Source organism: Rhodanobacter sp. OK091, from assembly GCF_900142825.1.
In the GTDB taxonomy this organism is placed as follows: Bacteria; Pseudomonadota; Gammaproteobacteria; order Xanthomonadales; family Rhodanobacteraceae; genus Rhodanobacter.
This window is the reverse complement of the sequence record NZ_FRCH01000005.1, coordinates 132,558-148,946: the sequence shown is the minus strand read 5'-3', so window position 1 is coordinate 148,946 and position 16,389 is coordinate 132,558. Positions and strand designations below refer to the sequence as shown.

Annotated in this window: 17 protein-coding genes; 15 read left to right on the top strand and 2 right to left on the bottom strand. The window is 64.3% G+C overall.

Features of this window, described 5'->3' with window-relative positions; genetic code table 11:
* The first annotated feature begins 22 nt into the window (after window positions 1-22).
* The 3 genes from BUA26_RS18685 to BUA26_RS18670 all read left to right on the top strand — a co-directional run bounded on the left by BUA26_RS18685 (window position 23) and on the right by BUA26_RS18670 (window position 3,749).
* Window positions 23-1,387, top strand: coding sequence for an alkaline phosphatase family protein (locus BUA26_RS18685; RefSeq protein WP_072762434.1), 1,365 nt, complete (start codon window positions 23-25; stop codon window positions 1,385-1,387).
* Window positions 1,388-1,415: 28 nt separating this feature from the next.
* Window positions 1,416-1,745 carry a TfoX/Sxy family protein gene (locus BUA26_RS18680; protein ID WP_072762397.1) on the top strand — a complete coding sequence of 110 codons (330 nt, stop codon included), beginning with the start codon at window positions 1,416-1,418 and terminating at the stop codon, window positions 1,743-1,745.
* 432 nt (window positions 1,746-2,177) lie between these two features.
* Window positions 2,178-3,749, top strand: a complete 1,572-nt coding sequence (locus tag BUA26_RS18670) for an oleate hydratase (RefSeq protein ID WP_072762395.1) — start codon at window positions 2,178-2,180, stop codon at window positions 3,747-3,749.
* 159 nt (window positions 3,750-3,908) lie between these two features.
* On the opposite strand, the gene BUA26_RS18665 is transcribed toward BUA26_RS18670, so the two are convergent.
* Window positions 3,909-4,355 carry an SRPBCC family protein gene (locus BUA26_RS18665; RefSeq protein WP_072762394.1) on the bottom strand — a complete coding sequence of 149 codons (447 nt, stop codon included), beginning with the start codon at window positions 4,353-4,355 and terminating at the stop codon, window positions 3,909-3,911.
* A 137-nt stretch (window positions 4,356-4,492) separates the two neighbouring features.
* Window positions 4,493-5,356 carry an endonuclease/exonuclease/phosphatase family protein gene (locus tag BUA26_RS18660; RefSeq protein ID WP_072762393.1) on the bottom strand — a complete coding sequence of 288 codons (864 nt, stop codon included), beginning with the start codon at window positions 5,354-5,356 and terminating at the stop codon, window positions 4,493-4,495.
* A 480-nt stretch (window positions 5,357-5,836) separates the two neighbouring features.
* Between BUA26_RS18660 and BUA26_RS18650 the strand changes: the two genes are divergently transcribed.
* The 12 genes from BUA26_RS18650 (at window position 5,837) to BUA26_RS18595 (ending at window position 16,326) form a co-directional block, all read left to right on the top strand.
* Window positions 5,837-6,637: a FadR/GntR family transcriptional regulator gene (locus BUA26_RS18650; RefSeq protein WP_083573089.1), complete on the top strand. Its 801-nt coding sequence runs from the start codon at window positions 5,837-5,839 to the stop codon at window positions 6,635-6,637.
* Window positions 6,638-6,641: 4 nt separating this feature from the next.
* Entirely contained in the window at window positions 6,642-7,583 is a 942-nt protein-coding gene (locus tag BUA26_RS18645) for a 2-dehydro-3-deoxygalactonokinase (protein ID WP_072762391.1), read from the top strand.
* Window positions 7,584-8,210, top strand: a complete 627-nt coding sequence (locus BUA26_RS18640) for a 2-dehydro-3-deoxy-6-phosphogalactonate aldolase (RefSeq protein ID WP_072762390.1) — start codon at window positions 7,584-7,586, stop codon at window positions 8,208-8,210. It abuts the gene before it with no gap.
* A gap of 19 nt (window positions 8,211-8,229) precedes the next feature.
* Window positions 8,230-9,378 (top strand): galactonate dehydratase, encoded by a 1,149-nt coding sequence (dgoD, locus tag BUA26_RS18635; protein WP_072762389.1) that lies wholly within the window; start codon window positions 8,230-8,232, stop codon window positions 9,376-9,378.
* A 32-nt stretch (window positions 9,379-9,410) separates the two neighbouring features.
* Window positions 9,411-10,175: an SDR family NAD(P)-dependent oxidoreductase gene (locus BUA26_RS18630; protein WP_083573088.1), complete on the top strand. Its 765-nt coding sequence runs from the start codon at window positions 9,411-9,413 to the stop codon at window positions 10,173-10,175.
* Entirely contained in the window at window positions 10,172-11,176 is a 1,005-nt protein-coding gene (locus tag BUA26_RS18625; protein WP_072762387.1) for an SMP-30/gluconolactonase/LRE family protein, read from the top strand. The genes BUA26_RS18630 and BUA26_RS18625 overlap by 4 nt, the downstream gene beginning before the upstream one ends.
* Window positions 11,173-12,561, top strand: coding sequence for a sugar porter family MFS transporter (locus BUA26_RS18620; RefSeq protein WP_072762386.1), 1,389 nt, complete (start codon window positions 11,173-11,175; stop codon window positions 12,559-12,561). Before BUA26_RS18625 ends, BUA26_RS18620 begins: the two co-directional genes overlap by 4 nt.
* Before the next feature lie 500 nt (window positions 12,562-13,061).
* Complete coding sequence (locus BUA26_RS18615) at window positions 13,062-13,823, top strand: hypothetical protein (RefSeq protein ID WP_083573087.1); 762 nt, start codon at window positions 13,062-13,064, stop codon at window positions 13,821-13,823.
* A 108-nt stretch (window positions 13,824-13,931) separates the two neighbouring features.
* On the top strand, window positions 13,932-14,438 hold the full coding sequence (locus tag BUA26_RS18610) for a PH domain-containing protein (protein ID WP_178368631.1): 507 nt from the start codon (window positions 13,932-13,934) through the stop codon (window positions 14,436-14,438).
* Window positions 14,439-14,734: 296 nt separating this feature from the next.
* On the top strand, window positions 14,735-15,526 hold the full coding sequence (locus tag BUA26_RS18605) for a helix-turn-helix domain-containing protein (RefSeq protein ID WP_218587859.1): 792 nt from the start codon (window positions 14,735-14,737) through the stop codon (window positions 15,524-15,526).
* A complete protein-coding gene (locus tag BUA26_RS18600) occupies window positions 15,499-15,867 on the top strand; it encodes a VOC family protein (protein ID WP_218587861.1) in 369 nt (122 codons plus the stop codon). Before BUA26_RS18605 ends, BUA26_RS18600 begins: the two co-directional genes overlap by 28 nt.
* Window positions 15,868-15,882: 15 nt before the next feature.
* The gene (locus BUA26_RS18595; protein ID WP_072762382.1) at window positions 15,883-16,326 is read left to right on the top strand and encodes an SRPBCC family protein; all 444 of its coding nucleotides are present in this window, start codon (window positions 15,883-15,885) and stop codon (window positions 16,324-16,326) included.
* Window positions 16,327-16,389: the final 63 nt, after the last annotated feature.

Genomic DNA, 16,389 nt, shown 5'->3' with positions numbered 1-16,389 from the left:
TCTCCACCGACGGAATCGCATGATGTGCTCAGCCTCCTCTTTGTTTCGAACCATCGTGGCCACGGCGATGCTCTTTGCGAGCGGGGTCTCGCTTCCATCTCGCGCGCAGGCAGCGCCTGCGGCGCAGCGTCCGAAGATCATCGTCATCAGTCTGGACGCCTTCGGCGCGGCCAGCCTGCATGAGCCGCAGCTACCGGCGCCGACGCTGCATGCGCTGATGCAGCGCGGCGCCTATGCGGTTTCCATGCAGCCGATCAACCCCACTGTCACCTGGCCGAACCATACGGCCATGGTCACCGGCGTCAACGCGAGCCTGCATCACGTGCTGGTCAACGGGCTCATCGTCAACCAGCGCAGCACGACGCTGCCCGGCATCGACATGGGCGCGCCAAAGTCCCAGCTGGTCGCCGTTCCCACCGTCTACGATGCCGCGCACCAGGCGGGTCTCACGACGGCGCAGGTGGACTGGGTCGCCATCGAAGGCTCACAAAACATCGACTGGCAGTTTGCCGAGCACCCCGATCCCGACGGCGCGATCGAGCAGGACCTCGTGCGGCAGGACGTCATCACGCACGATCAACTCGCGCATTTCGGCGTGCCATCCCAGGCGTGGCGCGATCGCATGTATACCCGCGCGGCTGTCGACATCATCCAGAAGCATCATCCCGACCTGCTGTTGCTGCACTTGCTGGCGCTGGACAGCATCGAGCACGAGACGGGCTTCGGCAACAACGCGGGGCGCAATACCATCGCGTTTCTCGATGACCGCGTCAAAGAGGTTGTCGACGCGGTGCGCGCTGCCGGTGAGTTCGACCGCACCACGTTCATCATCGTCTCCGACCACGGTCAGCAAAGCGTCCACCAGCAATTGCACCCCAACGTGCTGCTCAAGCAAGCGGGGCTGCAGGCAGACTCTGCGGCGCGCCCCGCCTTCTGCCTGACCGACGGAGGGTTCGCCCTGGTCTTTCAGCAGCGCGCCACGGATGCTTCGATCAAGGCATTGAAGTCGCTCTACGTGGGCCAGCCCGGCATCCGCTCTGCACTGACTCCTCAAGAAGCGGCGAAGGAAGGCTGGCCTACGCCGGCACAGAGCAATCAAGCGCCCGATCTGCTGCTCTACGCCGCAGACGACTATGTCTTCAGCAAGGGCGACACGGGAGACTTCGTGACACCGACTGTGGAAATCGGAGAGCACGGCTATCCCAACTCGAACCCCCTCATGCAGGGCATCTTTATTGCTGCGGGCTTCGGCATTCAGCCCAAGGGTGAAATCCCGGCATTTCCCAACGTCGACATCGCGCCCACGATCGCGCGTCTTCTGCACGTTTCTCTCGGCACTATCCAAGGCAAGCCGCTGACGGGAATTCTGGCGGTCAATCAGCCGTAACGAACTCGGCCTTTTCCGGAGAACGCGCATGGCTCGCGACCCAGGTCTGGAGGAACTGCTGAACGAGCAGTTGGAAACCGTACGGAGGCTTGCCCGGAAGCCCATGTTCGGCGGTTGGGCGTGGCTCTTGAATGGCAACCTGCTTTGCGCCGCCCGCGACGACGGCATGCTGGTGCGGTTGGGCAAGGGCAACGACGGCTGGGCGCTGGATCTCCCGGGCATCGTGCCGATGCTGTCGCGGGGGCGGCACATGCAAGGCTGGGTGCGGGCGGCGCCGGAGGCCTACGGCGACGATGCGCTGCGCCAGAAACTGGTGGATGCCGCGCTCGACTTCAACCGTTCGCTGCCGGCGAAGTAACCGGGACTGCGCATCACGCGCGGGCCACCGTTCAACGAAACAAGTCTTGGGCCTATGGCGGGCTCACCACCGGTACGGCGTGTTGCCGCAGCCGACGTTGGCACTTGCCCGGCTTGACCACGATCAAGTTGGCCGTGCTCACTCCTTGCGAAACTGCCGGCACCCAGCGCGGTACGGCGGGCATCGCATGTGGGGACGTCCGAAGAACCCGCTCTCGCCCGTCATCCCAGCGCAAGCTGGGACCCAGTGTCTCCAGCTCTTCAAAAGCTTGAAAGTCACTGGGTTCCTGCTTGCGCAGGAATGACGAGTTATTCGAGGCCCCCATGCGCGAGCAGACCATGAAGGCCGCCGGTAGCCCGTAACTTCGCGATGGCCTCCGACTCTGCTGCGCCTGCATGTACTGCGCCATCGCACTTTTGAGGAACCCGATCCATGAGCACGAAACCAAAGGCTTATCTTGTAGGCGGCGGCATAGGATCCCTGGCTGCCGCGGCCTTCATGATTCGCGACGGCGGCGTACCGGGCGAGAACATCTCGATCCTGGAGGCGATGCCCGTTCTGGGAGGAAGCCTGGACGGGGCGGAAATCCAGCCCGGTACCTATTCGCTGCGTGGCGGCCGCATGCTGACCACCGACAACTACGAATGCACCTGGGATCTCTACAAATCGATTCCCTCGTTGACCCACCCGGGTCAGACAGTGTTCGACGAAACCCTGGCCTTCAACGAGATGCACAAGGCCCATTCGCTGGCGCGACTGGTCGACAGCCGTCGTGCGAAGGTGCCGGTAACGTCGATGGGGTTCTCCATGCAGGACCGCGTCGAGTTGCTCAAACTGAGCAAGGCAGACGAGAGCGAGATGGGTACAAGCGCCATCACTGACTGGCTTTCGCCCGGCTTCTTCGAGTCCGAATTCTGGTACATGTGGGCGACGACATTCGCTTTTCAGCCGTGGCACAGCGCCATCGAGTTCAAGCGGTATCTGCACCGATTCATGCTCGAGTTTTCCCGGATCGAGACCCTGGGTGGCGTCAAGCGCACCATCTACAACCAGTACGACTCCCTGGTTTTGCCCCTGACGGCGTGGCTGCGCGAAAAAGGCGTCAAGCTGATCACGGATTGCAAAGTGATCGACCTCGATCACACCACCGGCGACGGCCATTTCGCGGTGACCGCGATCCATTGTGTGCGCCAAGGCAACGCCGAAGTACTTGCCGTGAATGAAGGCGACCTGGTTTTCATGCAGAACGGCTCCATGACCGATGCGTCCAGCCTCGGCTCGATGACGAGCGCACCGGCCAGGCTGACCAAGGTGGATAGCGGCGGTTGGTTGCTATGGGAAAAGTTGGCGCGGGGTCGGCCGGCATTTGGCAACCCTGCCGCCTTCAACAGCTGCATGGCCCAGTCGTGCTGGGAGTCGTTCACCGTCACGCTGAAGGATCCCGACTTCTTCGAAAAGATGACCCGCTTCAGCGGCAACGAGCCAGGTACCGGCGGACTGGTGACGTTCAAGGACTCGCATTGGTTGATGTCCATCGTGCTGGCGCATCAACCTCATTTCGCCAACCAGCCTGCCGACACCCAGGTGTTCTGGGGCTACTCGCTGTTCCCGGACCGGGTCGGCAATTTCGTGGCGAAGCCGATGGCCGAGTGCAACGGAGCGGAAATCCTGCAGGAGCTGTGCGGGCATCTGCGCTTCGACCAGGAGACCGTCGCATCGGCAACCTGCATACCGTGCCGGATGCCTTACATCACCAGCATGTTCATGCCGCGCCTGCGTAGCGATCGACCGCTGCCGGTACCTGAGGGCTCGAAGAATTTCGCGTTCATCAGCCAGTTTGTGGAAATTGCGGATGACGTCGTGTTTACGGTGGAGTACTCGATTCGGGCAGCGCAGATCGCGGTCTACCAGCTGATGGGCATCGATCGCGAGGTTCCGCCCATCACCCCGCACGACAAATCGCTGCACACGCAGTTCGAGGCGCTGGTCAAGGCGTTTGCGTGAGGTTTTTCCGGTGCAAAACGGCGTGCGTGCGGGCCAGCCGGCGGAGCTTTTCCTGCTGAGGAGCCTAGAAAACCTTTCCCTTGTTCGTCATCCCAGCTTTCGCTGGGATGACGGTCAAAATCGTGGGTTTTTGAGGGCCAGGTTTTGTCCCGCGCAGAATCAATCCGGAATTTCCGGCTCCACGAGCTTGCCCAACAGTACCAGCGATTCCTGCCAGCCCATGTAGCACTGCTCGACCGGAATGACGGCGGGCAGGCCTTCCTGCACCACTTCCATTTCGGTGCCGCAGGAAACGGCGCGGAAGGTGATGGTGGTCGTCATCTCGCCGGGCAGGTTGGGATCGTCGAAGCGGTCGTTGTAGCGAATGCGTTCGCCCGGCACGAGCTCCCGGTAGGTGCCGCCGAAGCTGTGGCCTTTGCCGGTGGAGAAGTTGGTGAACGACATCCGGTAGCTGCCGCCGACCCGCGCGTCCAGCTGATGGACCTTGCAGGTGAAGCCGTTCGGCGGCAGCCATTTGGCGATGGCATCGGCCTCGAGAAAGGCGCGGTAGACCCGCTCGGGCGGCGCGCGCAGAACGCGATGGAGACGGAGGCTGTTGGTTGCCATGGTGGTTTTTCCGATGAAGAGGACTAGCCCTCATCTTGACGACGAACGGGTGGGGCGAAAATCGACCGGCCATAAGTCTCAACGGATCATTGTTTCTCTGCGCATCTGCATCGGAACGTTCAACAAACGGCCACGGCTCACTTGGCTGGTGAGGACGCGGCGTCCCAGGTGAGCTCGGTACTTACCGGAAAGTGATCCGATGGATAGCGGCCATCCTGGCCGGTGGTGAGGGTGTGCACGGCGGTGGCATGGAAGCCGCGGTAGAGAATCCAGTCGATGCGATGGTCCGGCTTGCCGGTGAAGTCGTGGAAGGTGGCCTCGGGACCGCTGCGCGTGCCGGCGCTGATCCGCGCATCCTGCAGCGTCTGTGTGAGCAGCGCATGGGCCTGGCTGTCGGGTGTGGTGTTGAAGTCACCGGTGAGCACGAACGGAAGGTTGCCCGGCAAGGTCTTGAGACGCCCGACGATTTCCTGCGCGGCGCGGGTGCGCGCCGGCTCGTCCTGCTCGCGATAGGGGAAGTGGGTGTTGTAGTAATAGAAGCGGCGGCCGCTGTCCTTCTCTTCGAACAACGCCCAGGTGACCATGCGCGGCAGCGGGTGCCCCCAGGTAATGCTGCCCGGTTTATCCGGCGTGTCGGACAGCCAGAAGTTGCCCGATTCCACCAGCCGCAGCCGATCGGTGCGGTAGAACACGCCCATGTGCTCGTCGCGATCGTCGCCGTAGCGGCCGAGTCCGAACCAGGTGTACTGCGGCAGCTTGCTGACCAGGTAATCGCCTTGCAGCTTGTACAGCTCCTGGGTGCCGAGCACGTCCGGATGTTGTTCGCGAATGGTGCGCACCATCAGGTCGCGGCGCAGCTCCCAGCGATTCGCGCCATCGTCCGGGTTGGGATAGCGCACGTTGAAGGTCATCACGCGCAATACTTGCGTCGCCAGCGTGGCGCCGGACAGGCCGAGAAGGGCGATCGCGATGGCGCTCAGCAACAAGCGGGAAGGGCGCATGGGTTTGCTCCAGTGGAAGGGATCACATGGCGCATCAGGATGCCCCAGCTGGATGACGGTTGCATCAAGGCGCGATGACCGGATCGTTCACGTGCGTAGTTCCAGCAGCCACCTGGAGATAGTCGATGTCGAGCGCGTGTGCGCCACCTGCGAGGTCGATCCGCAGCGGCGCGGAGGTAGGTGCACTCGTTTTATGAGACCACCTTCGTGTTCAGCTGCCATCGAGACGAGATGTGATCGAATGCAGTCATATTGTAGTACAATATAAAAATCATCAAACTAACGACGACGGCCATCGCAGCCACGGCACCAGTGACGGAACGAAAGGCGTTGACGCATTGCAGCAACTTGGGGTGGCCAGAATGGCGGTTAAGCCTCGTCTTTGGGGGCTCACGGGCCATCACTCGCCGATGCCGCACGGCGCTTGGGGAATCCATCGAACAATGACGCTGTCTCCATGGTCTGATATAAACCACTTGTATGACAAATAAACCAACGAAGGATCTCACCCCGCCGGCACCGAAGGCAGCCGCGACCGGCGTCCGTGCGGCGCCGCCGCGCCGCCGCGTGCCCGGCTCCTCGCCGCCGCGCAATCTGCACGGTCATGTGTTGCACGAGCTCGGCCAGCGCATCGTCGGCGGCGAATTGCGCCCCGGCGAGCTGCTTCCGCGCGAGGAAGCCCTGGCCGACCAGATGCAGGTGAGCCGCACCGCCTTGCGCGAAGCGATGAAGGTGCTTTCGGCCAAGGGTCTGGTGGAGTCGCGACCGAAGGTCGGCACGCGTGTGCGTGATCCGCGTTTCTGGCACCAACTGGATGCGGATGTGCTGGCGTGGCGCTGCGCGTTGATGCCCACCGAGGATTTCGTGCGCAAGCTGGTGGAGATGCGCGAAGTGATCGAGCCGGCCGCAGCCGCGGCGGCGGCCGTGCGCTGCAGCGTAGAGCAGCTCGAACGGTTGGATGCCGCCTATGCGGCCATGGCGGCGGCGAAGGACCTGGACGACTGGGCCCAGGCGGATCTCGCCTTCCACGAAGCGGTGCTCAATGCCACCAACAACGAATTGATGGCCTCGCTGTTCTCGGTGATCGAGACTGCCCTGGGTACGTTCTTCGTGCTGTCGGCACGCACCGCCAAGGATTTCAAATATTCCCTGCCGCATCACCAGAAGGTGCTGGAGGCGATCCGCCGGCGCCAGCCAGACGCGGCGCGCCGGGCCATGCTGCGCATGGTGGACGATTCGCGCGCGAACATTGAAAAGCGCCGCCGCGGCGCGAAGGTTTGACGTCATGCACTGGTTGATCGGTCTTGACTGGGGAACCTCGCGATTGCGCGCGATGCTGTTCGACAGCGATGGCGCCGTGCACGAGACGCGCAGCCGGCCCTGGGGCATCCGTCATCTTCCGCAAGGTGGTTTCGACGCCGCGCTGGCATCGATCTGCGACGGCTGGCCGCGTGTGCCGGTGCTTGCGGCCGGCATGGTCGGCAGCCGCCAGGGCTGGCGCGAAGTGCCCTACGTCGACACACCTGCCGACGTCGACGCGCTGGTCGCCGGCATCGTCAGCGTGCGCAGCGCGGACGGCCGCGAGGTCGGCATTGTTCCCGGGGTACGCGACGGCGCCGCCGTCGACATGATGCGCGGCGAGGAAACCCAGGCGATCGGCGCACTGGCGTTGCGTCCCGAACTGCACGGTCACGCGCGCTTGCTGTTGCCCGGCACGCACAGCAAGTGGATCGAAGTGCGCGACGGACGCATCGTGCGTCTGGCCACCATGATGACGGGCGAGCTCTATGCGGTACTGCGCGAACATTCGATTCTCGGCGCCGGTATCGCCGAGGCGGGTACTTCGCCAGACGGCACCGATGCGTTCGATGCCGGCGTGCGCGAGGCCCGCAACAGCGGTACCGCCGGCATGTTGACGCGGCTGTTCTCCGCGCGTGCGCTGGTGCTCGAAGGCCGCCTGGCGCTGGCCGCCGTGCCGGACTATCTCTCCGGCCTGCTGATTGGCGAGGAATGGCGTGCAGCCCTGGCGCTGGGCTGGATCAATGCACAGACACCGCCGCTGCTGATCGGCGATGAATTGCTGTGCGCGCGTTACCGGCGCGCGGCGTCGGTGTTCCAGCTCGCCGAACCCGATACGGTCGCCGACGCATCGGCGCACGGTCTATGGCGCATCGCCCACGTGGCGGCGCTGGTCGGTCAGTCCACTTTTGCCCGCGGAGGATATTGAATGTTTAGCCAGTGGCTGGAACCGCTGCCCCTGATTGCCATCCTGCGCGGACTGCGCCCGCAGGAAGCGGTGGCCGTCGGCAGCGCCATCGCGGACGCGGGCTTCCGCATGCTCGAAGTGCCGCTGAACTCGCCGCAGCCGTTGGAAAGCATCCGCCTGCTGGCAGATGCCCTCGGCGATCGCTGCCTGATCGGCGCGGGTACCGTCCTGCATGCCGACGCGGTGGCCGAGGTCGCCGCGGCCGGCGGCCGGCTGATCGTGATGCCGCATGCCGATACCGCCGTGATCGCGGCAGCGTGCCGTGCCGGTCTGTTCTGCGTGCCCGGCGTATCCACGCCGACCGAAGCCTTCGCCGCGCTGCGCGCCGGCGCCCATGCGCTGAAGGCGTTTCCCGCGGAACTCGTCACGCCGTCCGTGCTGCGAGCCTGGCGAGCGATCCTGCCGCCGGAGCTGGCACTGCTGCCGGTGGGTGGAATCAGCCCGGAAAATATGGACGGCTATCGCCGCGCCGGCGCTTCCGGCTTCGGCATCGGGTCGGCCTTGTACGCACCGGGGCGCAGCGTCGCCGATGTCGCCGACGCGGCTCGCGCCTTCGCCAGCGCATGGACGTCATGCAATCAGCCATAACCAGGGATACGCAACGCGCATGAAGATCACCAGTCTCACCACTTATCTGGTTCCGCCGCGCTGGCTGTTCGTGCGCATCGACACCGACGAAGGCATCAGCGGTTGGGGCGAGCCGGTGGTCGAGGGGCGCGCGCATACCGTGGCGGCCGCCGTCGACGAACTGGGCGACTACCTGGTCGGCAAGGACCCGCGCCACGTCGAAGACCTGTGGAGCCTGATGTATCGCGGCGGCTTCTACCGCGGCGGCCCGGTGCTGATGAGCGCCATCGCCGGAATCGATCAGGCGCTGTGGGACATCAAGGGCAAGGATCTCGGCCAGCCGATCCACGTGTTGCTGGGCGGCCCGGTGCGTTCGCGCATTCGCGTCTACTCGTGGATCGGCGGCGACCGTCCGTCCGATACCGCCAAGGCCGCGGTCGATGCGGTCGCACGCGGCTTCACCGCGGTGAAGATGAACGCCACCGAGGAACTGCAGTTTGTCGACACCTACGACAAGGTCGAGCGCGTGCTGGAAAACGTGCAGGCCGTGCGCGACGCGGTGGGGCCCCATATCGGCCTGGGGCTGGATTTCCACGGCCGCGTGCACAAGCCGATGGCCAAGGTGCTGATGCGCGAACTGGCGCCGTTCAAATTGATGTTCATCGAGGAGCCGGTGCTGTCCGACCATCTCGAGGCGATACCCGAACTGGCCGCGATCGCCCCGGCGCCGATCGCGCTGGGTGAGCGGCTGTATTCGCGCTACGACTTCAAACGCGTGCTGGCGATCGGCGGCGTCGACATCATCCAGCCCGATCCGTCGCATGCCGGCGGCATCACCGAAACGCGCAAGATCGCGGCGATGGCCGAGGCCTACGATGTCGCGCTGGCATTGCATTGCCCGTTGGGCCCGATCGCGTTGGCGGCGAACCTGCAACTCGATGGCGTATGCCACAACGCCTTCATCCAGGAGCAGAGCCTGGGTATCCACTACAACGCCAGCAACGATCTGCTCGACTATGTCAGCGACCGTAGCGTGTTTGCCTACGACGACGGCTTCGTCAGCATTCCGAACGGGCCCGGCCTGGGCATCAGCGTCAACGAGGAATACGTTGCCGAGCGCGCGAAAGTCGGTCATCGCTGGCGCAATCCGATCTGGCGCCACGCCGACGGCAGTGTCGCCGAATGGTAAGCGCCCGACACACCGATCCCGGAACACACGCCATGTCCGCTTTTGCCTGTTACCCCAGCCTCGTCGATCGCACGGTACTCATCACCGGTGGCGCCACCGGCATCGGCGCCGCGTTCGTCGCGGCCTTTGCGCAGCAGGGCGCGCGGGTGGCGTTCCTCGACATCGACAATACCGGCGCCGATGCCTTGCAGCGCGGTCTGGGCGACGTGGCGCACGCGCCGTTGTATTTGCGCTGCGATGTCACGGATCTTGACGCGTTGGATGCGGCGATAGCCGAAGCCCGCACGCGTCTCGGCCCGATCGGGGTGCTGATCAACAATGCGGCCAACGACGTGCGCCATGCGCTGGGCGGTACCACCGCGGCGGATTTCGAGCGCAGTATCGCGGTCAATCTGCGCCATCAGTATTTCGCCACCCAGGCGGTGGTCGAGGACATGCGCGCGCTGGGCGGCGGTTCGGTGATCTGCCTGGGCTCGACCGGCTGGATGATCAAGAACGACGGTTACCCGATGTATGCCATGGCCAAGGCTGGCGTGCGCGGACTGGTCAACGGTCTGGCGCGTTCGCTCGGTCGCGACCGCATCCGCATCAACTGTCTGGTGCCGGGCTGGGTGATCACCGACAAGCAGCGCGAGCTGTGGCTCGATGCGGAAGGCGAAGCGGAGATCGCCCGCCGGCAGTGCCTGCCCGATCATCTGATGGCGCCCGACCTGGCCCGCGCCGCGCTGTTTCTCGCGGCCGACGACAGCAGCATGTGCACCGGCCAGGACTTCATCGTCGACGGCGGTTGGGTGTGAGCGGCCTCGTCGCCAGCAGCGCACTCGATGCGGGCAATCTGCTGGGTGAAGGCATCCTGTGGTGTCCGCGTGCGCAGGCGCTGTACTGGACCGATATCCAGGCGTCCATGTTGTGGCGCCATCACCCCGCGACCGGCAGCACCGAAACCTGGCCGATGCCCGAGCGGTTGGCCTCGTTCGCGCTGTGCGAGCGCGACGATTGGCTGCTGCTGGGCCTGGCCAGCCGCCTCGCCTTTCTGCACCTGCCCAGCGGTGCGCTGGAGCCGTTGTGCGAGGTCGAGGCGGAGCTGCCCACACGTCTGAACGATGGTGTCTGCGATCGCGAAGGTCGGTTTGTGTTCGGTACCTTGCACGAGCCGCACGATGGCGGCCCGAAAAAACCCGTCGGCAGTTTCTACCGCTTCGATGCGGATCTCTCGCTGCATCGGCTCGATCTCGGCCACGTGGCGATTTCCAACAGCCTGGCGTTCAGCCCCGACGGACGCACGATGTATTTCTGCGACTCGCCCAGGCGGGTCATCCAGCGCTGCACCTATGCCGTCGACGGCAGTGTCGGCCTCGCCGAGGACTGGCTGGATCTACGCGCTATGGACGGCGAGCCGGACGGATCCACGGTGGATGCCGCCGGCGGCTTGTGGAACGCGCAATGGGGCATGGGCCGCGTCGTGCGCTACACGCCGGACGGAGTCCAGGACCTGGTGGTGACCGTGCCTGCACGGCAGCCGACCCGGCCCGCACTCGGCGGTACCGCGCTGGACACGCTGTACATCACCAGCGCCCGCGATGGTCTGTCCGCGCAGGCTCAGCGCGAAGACCCGCAGGCCGGCCATCTGTTCCGCGTTCCGTCGCCGGTGCAAGGCCTGCCGGAACCGCGGTTTGCCGGCGTGCCCCGCAGCGTGGCTGCGTGCGAACGCCACGACGACTCACCCGACGATCCTCACAAAGAATCGCAATCCCCGGCACCGCGACGCGGTGCAACTTCCACTCGGAGCCATCCATGAACACCATTGCGGAACCGATCAAAGCCCATCCGATGGCGGCGACCATCTTCACGTGTGTGCTGGCGGCGCTGGCGGGACTGATGTTCGGCCTCGACATCGGCGTCATTTCCGGCGCCACGCATTTCATCCAGGCCGAGTTCCGGGTCGATGACCGGACTATCGAATGGATCGTCAGCATGATGATGCTGGGCGCCGCCGCCGGTGCGCTGGCAGCCGGCTGGATGTCCGCCGCGCTGGGCCGCAAACGCTCGTTGATACTCGCCGCGACATTGTTCGTGGCTGGTTCGTTGCTGAGCGGCTGGGCGTGGTCGCCGGCGACCCTGATCGGCGCGCGCTTCGTGCTTGGCCTGGCCATCGGCGTGGCCACCTTCACCGCGCCGCTGTATCTGGCCGAGGTGGCGCCCGAGCGCATTCGTGGCGCGATGATCTCCACCTACCAGCTGATGATCACCGTCGGCATCCTGGTCGCGTTCCTGTCCGACACCGCCTTCAGCTACAGCGGCAACTGGCGCTGGATGCTGGGCATCATCGCGATTCCCGGCGCGCTGTTCCTGCTGGGCGTGTTGCTGCTGCCGGACAGCCCTCGTTGGCTGATGATGCGCGGACGCAAGGCCGAAGCGATCGATGTATTGACCCGTCTGCGCGGCGATGCCGTGCACGTGGCGCACGAAGTGGCCGACATCGAGGAGCAGCTGAAGACGCCGCAGCGCGGTTGGCACCTGTTCCAGCAGAACAGCAACTTCCGCCGCTCGGTAGGACTGGGCGTGCTGCTGCAGGTGATGCAGCAATTCACCGGCATGAACGTGGTGATGTACTACGCGCCGCGCATCTTCGAAGGGATGGGCTACAACACTGAATCGCAGATGTGGTTCACCGCGATCGTGGGCCTGACCAACGTACTGGCCACCTTCATCGCTATCGGGCTGGTCGACAGACTCGGCCGCAAGCCGATTCTGTATATCGGTTTCACCGTGATGGCGCTGGGCCTGGGTGTGGTCGGCACGATGATGCATCTGGGCATCAGGACGCATGTCGAGCAGATGTTCACCGTAGTGATGCTGCTGACCTTCATCGTCGGTTTCGCGATGTCGGCCGGCCCGCTGATCTGGACGCTGTGCTCGGAAGTGCAGCCGCTGAAGGGCCGCGACTTCGGCATCGGCTGTTCGACCTTCACCAACTGGATCGCCAACATGATCGTCGGCGTGACCTTCCTGAGCCTGCTCAACGGCATCGGCAACGCGGCGACGTTCTGGCTCTATGCGGGGCTCAACGTGTTGTTCCTGGTAATCACCTTCTGGCTGATCCCCGAAACGAAGAACGTCACGCTGGAGCAGATCGAACGCAACCTGATGTCGGGCAAACCGCTGCGTGAGATCGGGCAGTAAAGATCTGGATGCGAACACCCGCCTTTAGGTAGGAGCTCGCTAGCGGGCGATGCTCCTGCTCTGATCGTCGGCTAGGAGAGATTCAAAATCGCCCGCCAGCGCGCTCCTACAGCGACGACGACAGATCGCCCTGCGGAAGACGTGCGACGTGGCGCGGCCTTCCGGTGAAAGCGGGCATGCCGATGACGGTACCGCCAGGCTGATCCGGCATTTGGGATCCAGCTTCATGCCGCCTCTTGGTGAGGCTTCGGAGTGCCAGCCGTTCGGGGGGCGAACGGGCACTTTCGCGCCGGCCGAGGCAGGAGGACACTCTGGCTTGTTGGAGAGGGCCGGCCGGTCGCCGGTCTTCGTCTTGGCGACGCTTGCCCACGAAGGTTTGCTGTCGCTGTCGGGGGCCGGAAGGGGGTGTCGAAGATCGCGGGTCGGGCCGCTTGCGATCGGGGACGTGTGCCGCTGCGCGCGGCAGCACGCTTACGGCATTGACTGACGGGGTGATTCCCATGAATGCACGGGATTCCGCCATCGCGGCGGATGTGGTTGCAGGTCGGCATTTCTACGTCTGGATGGCCGGCGCGTTTGTGCTGGTGGCTTTCGGCGGCTTCCTGCCGACGTACTGGGCGCCGGTGATCGCGCGAACGTTTCACGCGCCACCGATCATCCACATTCACGGCATGCTGATGTTTACGTGGACGTGTTTCTACTTCGTGCAGGCGACGCTGGTGGCGACCGGCCACACGATGAACCATCGCTCGTGGGGCCTGGCGGGCATCGCCCTGTTCAGCGTTATCGCCTGCGTGATCCTGGTGGGCGAGATGGCGGTGCTCAAACGGGACGAGGCGCTGGGCATGGGCGAGGCGTCGCGTCGTTTCGCGGCGGTGACGCTGTGCGCATGGCCGCTGATGGTGAGCGTGTTTACCCTGTCCATTGCCAACGTGCGCCGCCCCGAAGTGCACAAGCGCCTGATGACGCTGCTTATGAGCGCCATGATGACGCCGGCGATCGCCCGCGTCTTTCTCACCTTGTTTGCGCACGCCGGCGCCGCAGGACCGCCGCCGCCGTTCGTGTCGATACCGCCGGCACTGATGGCGGACTTGTTCGTGGTGGTCGCCATGGTGCGCGACTGGCGCATCATCGGTCGGCCGCATCCCGTGTATGTTTATGGAGGAGCGGTATTGCTCGCGCAGCAAGTGCTGACCGTGCCGTTTGCGGCCACGGCCACGTGGATGAATATCGTGCGCGCCTTCGAAAGCCTGGCGGGCTAGGTAGGGCGTCCGGCGATCGTTCACCGCGTGTTCGATCCGCTGCGCCCGAAACGCAGCTAGTCTAGGGACCGGTCGATATTCCAGACGGAGGCAACCATGGAACAGGCAATGAAGCGATGCCCGGCGTGCGCGGAAGAAATCCAGGCGGATGCGCACAAATGCCGGTACTGCGGCACAGACATCGACAGCTACGTGGCGGCGCACGAGGCGACGGTGGAGAAGACACTGTTTTCGGGCCATCCGAAAGCGATCTATACCTTCGGCCAATTTGTACTGGCAGTCTGCACGCTGGGCATCGCCTTGCTGGTGTACTGGATCCGCAGCCTGAGCGTCACGTTCACCGTCACCACGCAGCGCGTGCAGATCGAGGGCGGGCTGTTCTCCAAGGTGAAGGACAATCTCGAGCTGTTCCGGGTCGACCATTTCGATGTGTTGAAGCCGTTCGGCATGCGCCTGCTGGGCCAATGCGAAGTGCACCTGCACTCGTCCGACCAGGACATGTCTTCGGTGTCCCTGTACGGCATCCCCGGACTCGAGGCGATGGCCGAAACGCTTCGCGACTGCTCCCTGCGTGAGCGCGCCCGCCGCCGTGTGCTTCCGATAGAGCAAATGTAAGTTGGTGAATATGTAAGTGGAGCAGAGGTAAACGGCCCTTGCTCTTGAAACCCTCGGACCAAGAGCGCGGCCGTAATCGCGAATGGCATGCCAAAGGTCCGGGCTGACTTGGAAGCGGACGATTCAACCACCAGTCCTTGTTCTATGCTTGCCAATCCATGGCTGTTTGCTCCCGCGAAATGCCTGTCATAACCACCTTGCAAGATGGCTCGATCCTCGCGCTGGACTATCGGTGTACGGCGGTGCCCGGCGACGAGCCATATCCTGAGGTTCACCGTCGCTATTCGGTTTCCTACGTGCGCAAGGGCAGTTTCGGCTGCCGCGTGCGCGGGCGAGCTTTCGAACTGGTGGCGGGCTCGGTCATGGTCGGCCGCGCAGGCGACGAATATATCTGCACGCACGACCACCATCACGGCGGCGACGAATGCCTGTCCTTCCGGCTGACGCCGGCACTGCTGGATTCCCTCGGCGGCGATTCGGCGGCATGGCGCATGGGGTGCATCGCGCCGCTGCCGGAACTGATCGTGCTGGGCGAGCTGGCGCAGGCCACCGCCGAAGGCCGCAACGACCTCGGGCTGGATGAAGTGGGCATGCTGCTCGCGACCCGTTTCATGAATGTGGCGTCCGGCCGCGGCAACGCGCCGCTGCGAACCACGGCGCAGAATCGCCGGCGCGCCGTCGCGGCGGCCTTGTGGATCGATGCTCACGCCCGGCAACAGATCGATCTCGAGTCGGCGGCACGCGAGGCGGGCCTGAGCCCGTTCCACTTTCTGCGCGTGTTCAACAGCGTGCTGGGTGTCACGCCGCATCAGTACCTGGTGCGCTCCCGCCTGCGCCGCGCGGCCCGCCTTCTGCTCGAAGACGAGCGTCCGATCACCGATATCGCCTTCGATGCTGGCTTTGGCGACCTCTCCAACTTCGTGCGTACCTTTCATCGATGCGCCGGCATGCCGCCAAGAAGTTTCCGTCAGGCCGGCCGCGGCGATCGCAAGATTCTCCAAGAAAGGCTCGCCGGCTTCTCCGATGCTTGGGTTCCACCCGACGCCATGCACCGGAGAAAATCATCATGTACGACCACATCGGACTGAAGGCCAGCGATCTCGACGCCAGCGTACGTTTCTACACGGCCACCCTGGCGGAGCTGGGCCACGTACTCTGCTCGCGCGATGAGACGAGCGCAGGCCTGGGGCCCAAGGATGCGCCTTCACTATGGTTGTATGCGCAGAGCGGGGCGAGCCCTGCAGGCACGCATCTGGCCTTTTACGCCGCGGACCGGGCGGCCGTCGATGCGTTCCACAAGGCGGGACTCGAGGCGGGCGGCCGCGACCATGGCGCACCTGGCCTGCGCCGCGATTATGGCGACCACTACTACGCCGCCTTTCTGCTCGACCCGGACGGCAACAACGTCGAAGCCGTGTGCCTGAAGTGACCGAAGGAGATTCCCATGGCATCCATCCGCAGGGAAGTCCTCATCAATGCACCCGCAGAAACCGTATGGGCGGCGCTGCGCGATGTCGGCGCACTGCATACGCGGCTGGTACCCGGTTTTGTCATCGACACCCGGCTTGAATCTGGCGCGCGCATCGTCACGTTTGGCAACGGGCAGGTGGCGCGGGAACTGATCGTGGATGTGGACGACATCGAACATCGCCTGGTCTGGGCCATCGTCGACAAACCGTTCCAGCACTACAACGCCGCAGCCCAGGTATTCAGCGAAAAGCCGCACCAATGCCGCTTCGTCTGGATCGCCGACCTGCTTCCCGACGAACTGGCCGATCATGTCGGAGGGATGATGGTGCAAGGTCTGGCTACCATCAAGGCGACCATGGAAAACGACGCGGCGACGGGGAAAGCGGTGTCCGCTTCGGTGGCGTCGGAGCCCGGGTAAAAGTGTGCTGCCGCATAGCGGTCACGGAGAACGCGGTACTCTGCGTGGACTCAAAGCACCAGG

What these genes read in the sequence shown, in the direction of transcription:
- dgoD (WP_072762389.1), top strand. Translation starts at nt 8,230, where the DNA reads ATGAAGATCACCAGTCTCACCACTTATCTGGTTCCGCCGCGCTGGCTG.
- BUA26_RS18680 (WP_072762397.1), top strand. Translation starts at nt 1,416, where the DNA reads ATGGCTCGCGACCCAGGTCTGGAGGAACTGCTGAACGAGCAGTTGGAA.
- BUA26_RS18615 (WP_083573087.1), top strand. Translation starts at nt 13,062, where the DNA reads ATGAATGCACGGGATTCCGCCATCGCGGCGGATGTGGTTGCAGGTCGG.
- BUA26_RS18640 (WP_072762390.1), top strand. Translation starts at nt 7,584, where the DNA reads ATGTTTAGCCAGTGGCTGGAACCGCTGCCCCTGATTGCCATCCTGCGC.
- BUA26_RS18670 (WP_072762395.1), top strand. Translation starts at nt 2,178, where the DNA reads ATGAGCACGAAACCAAAGGCTTATCTTGTAGGCGGCGGCATAGGATCC.
- BUA26_RS18595 (WP_072762382.1), top strand. Translation starts at nt 15,883, where the DNA reads ATGGCATCCATCCGCAGGGAAGTCCTCATCAATGCACCCGCAGAAACC.
- BUA26_RS18620 (WP_072762386.1), top strand. Translation starts at nt 11,173, where the DNA reads ATGAACACCATTGCGGAACCGATCAAAGCCCATCCGATGGCGGCGACC.
- BUA26_RS18645 (WP_072762391.1), top strand. Translation starts at nt 6,642, where the DNA reads ATGCACTGGTTGATCGGTCTTGACTGGGGAACCTCGCGATTGCGCGCG.
- BUA26_RS18660 (WP_072762393.1), bottom strand. Translation starts at nt 5,356, where the DNA reads ATGCGCCCTTCCCGCTTGTTGCTGAGCGCCATCGCGATCGCCCTTCTC.
- BUA26_RS18665 (WP_072762394.1), bottom strand. Translation starts at nt 4,355, where the DNA reads ATGGCAACCAACAGCCTCCGTCTCCATCGCGTTCTGCGCGCGCCGCCC.
- BUA26_RS18610 (WP_178368631.1), top strand. Translation starts at nt 13,932, where the DNA reads ATGAAGCGATGCCCGGCGTGCGCGGAAGAAATCCAGGCGGATGCGCAC.
- BUA26_RS18685 (WP_072762434.1), top strand. Translation starts at nt 23, where the DNA reads ATGTGCTCAGCCTCCTCTTTGTTTCGAACCATCGTGGCCACGGCGATG.
- BUA26_RS18630 (WP_083573088.1), top strand. Translation starts at nt 9,411, where the DNA reads ATGTCCGCTTTTGCCTGTTACCCCAGCCTCGTCGATCGCACGGTACTC.
- BUA26_RS18650 (WP_083573089.1), top strand. Translation starts at nt 5,837, where the DNA reads ATGACAAATAAACCAACGAAGGATCTCACCCCGCCGGCACCGAAGGCA.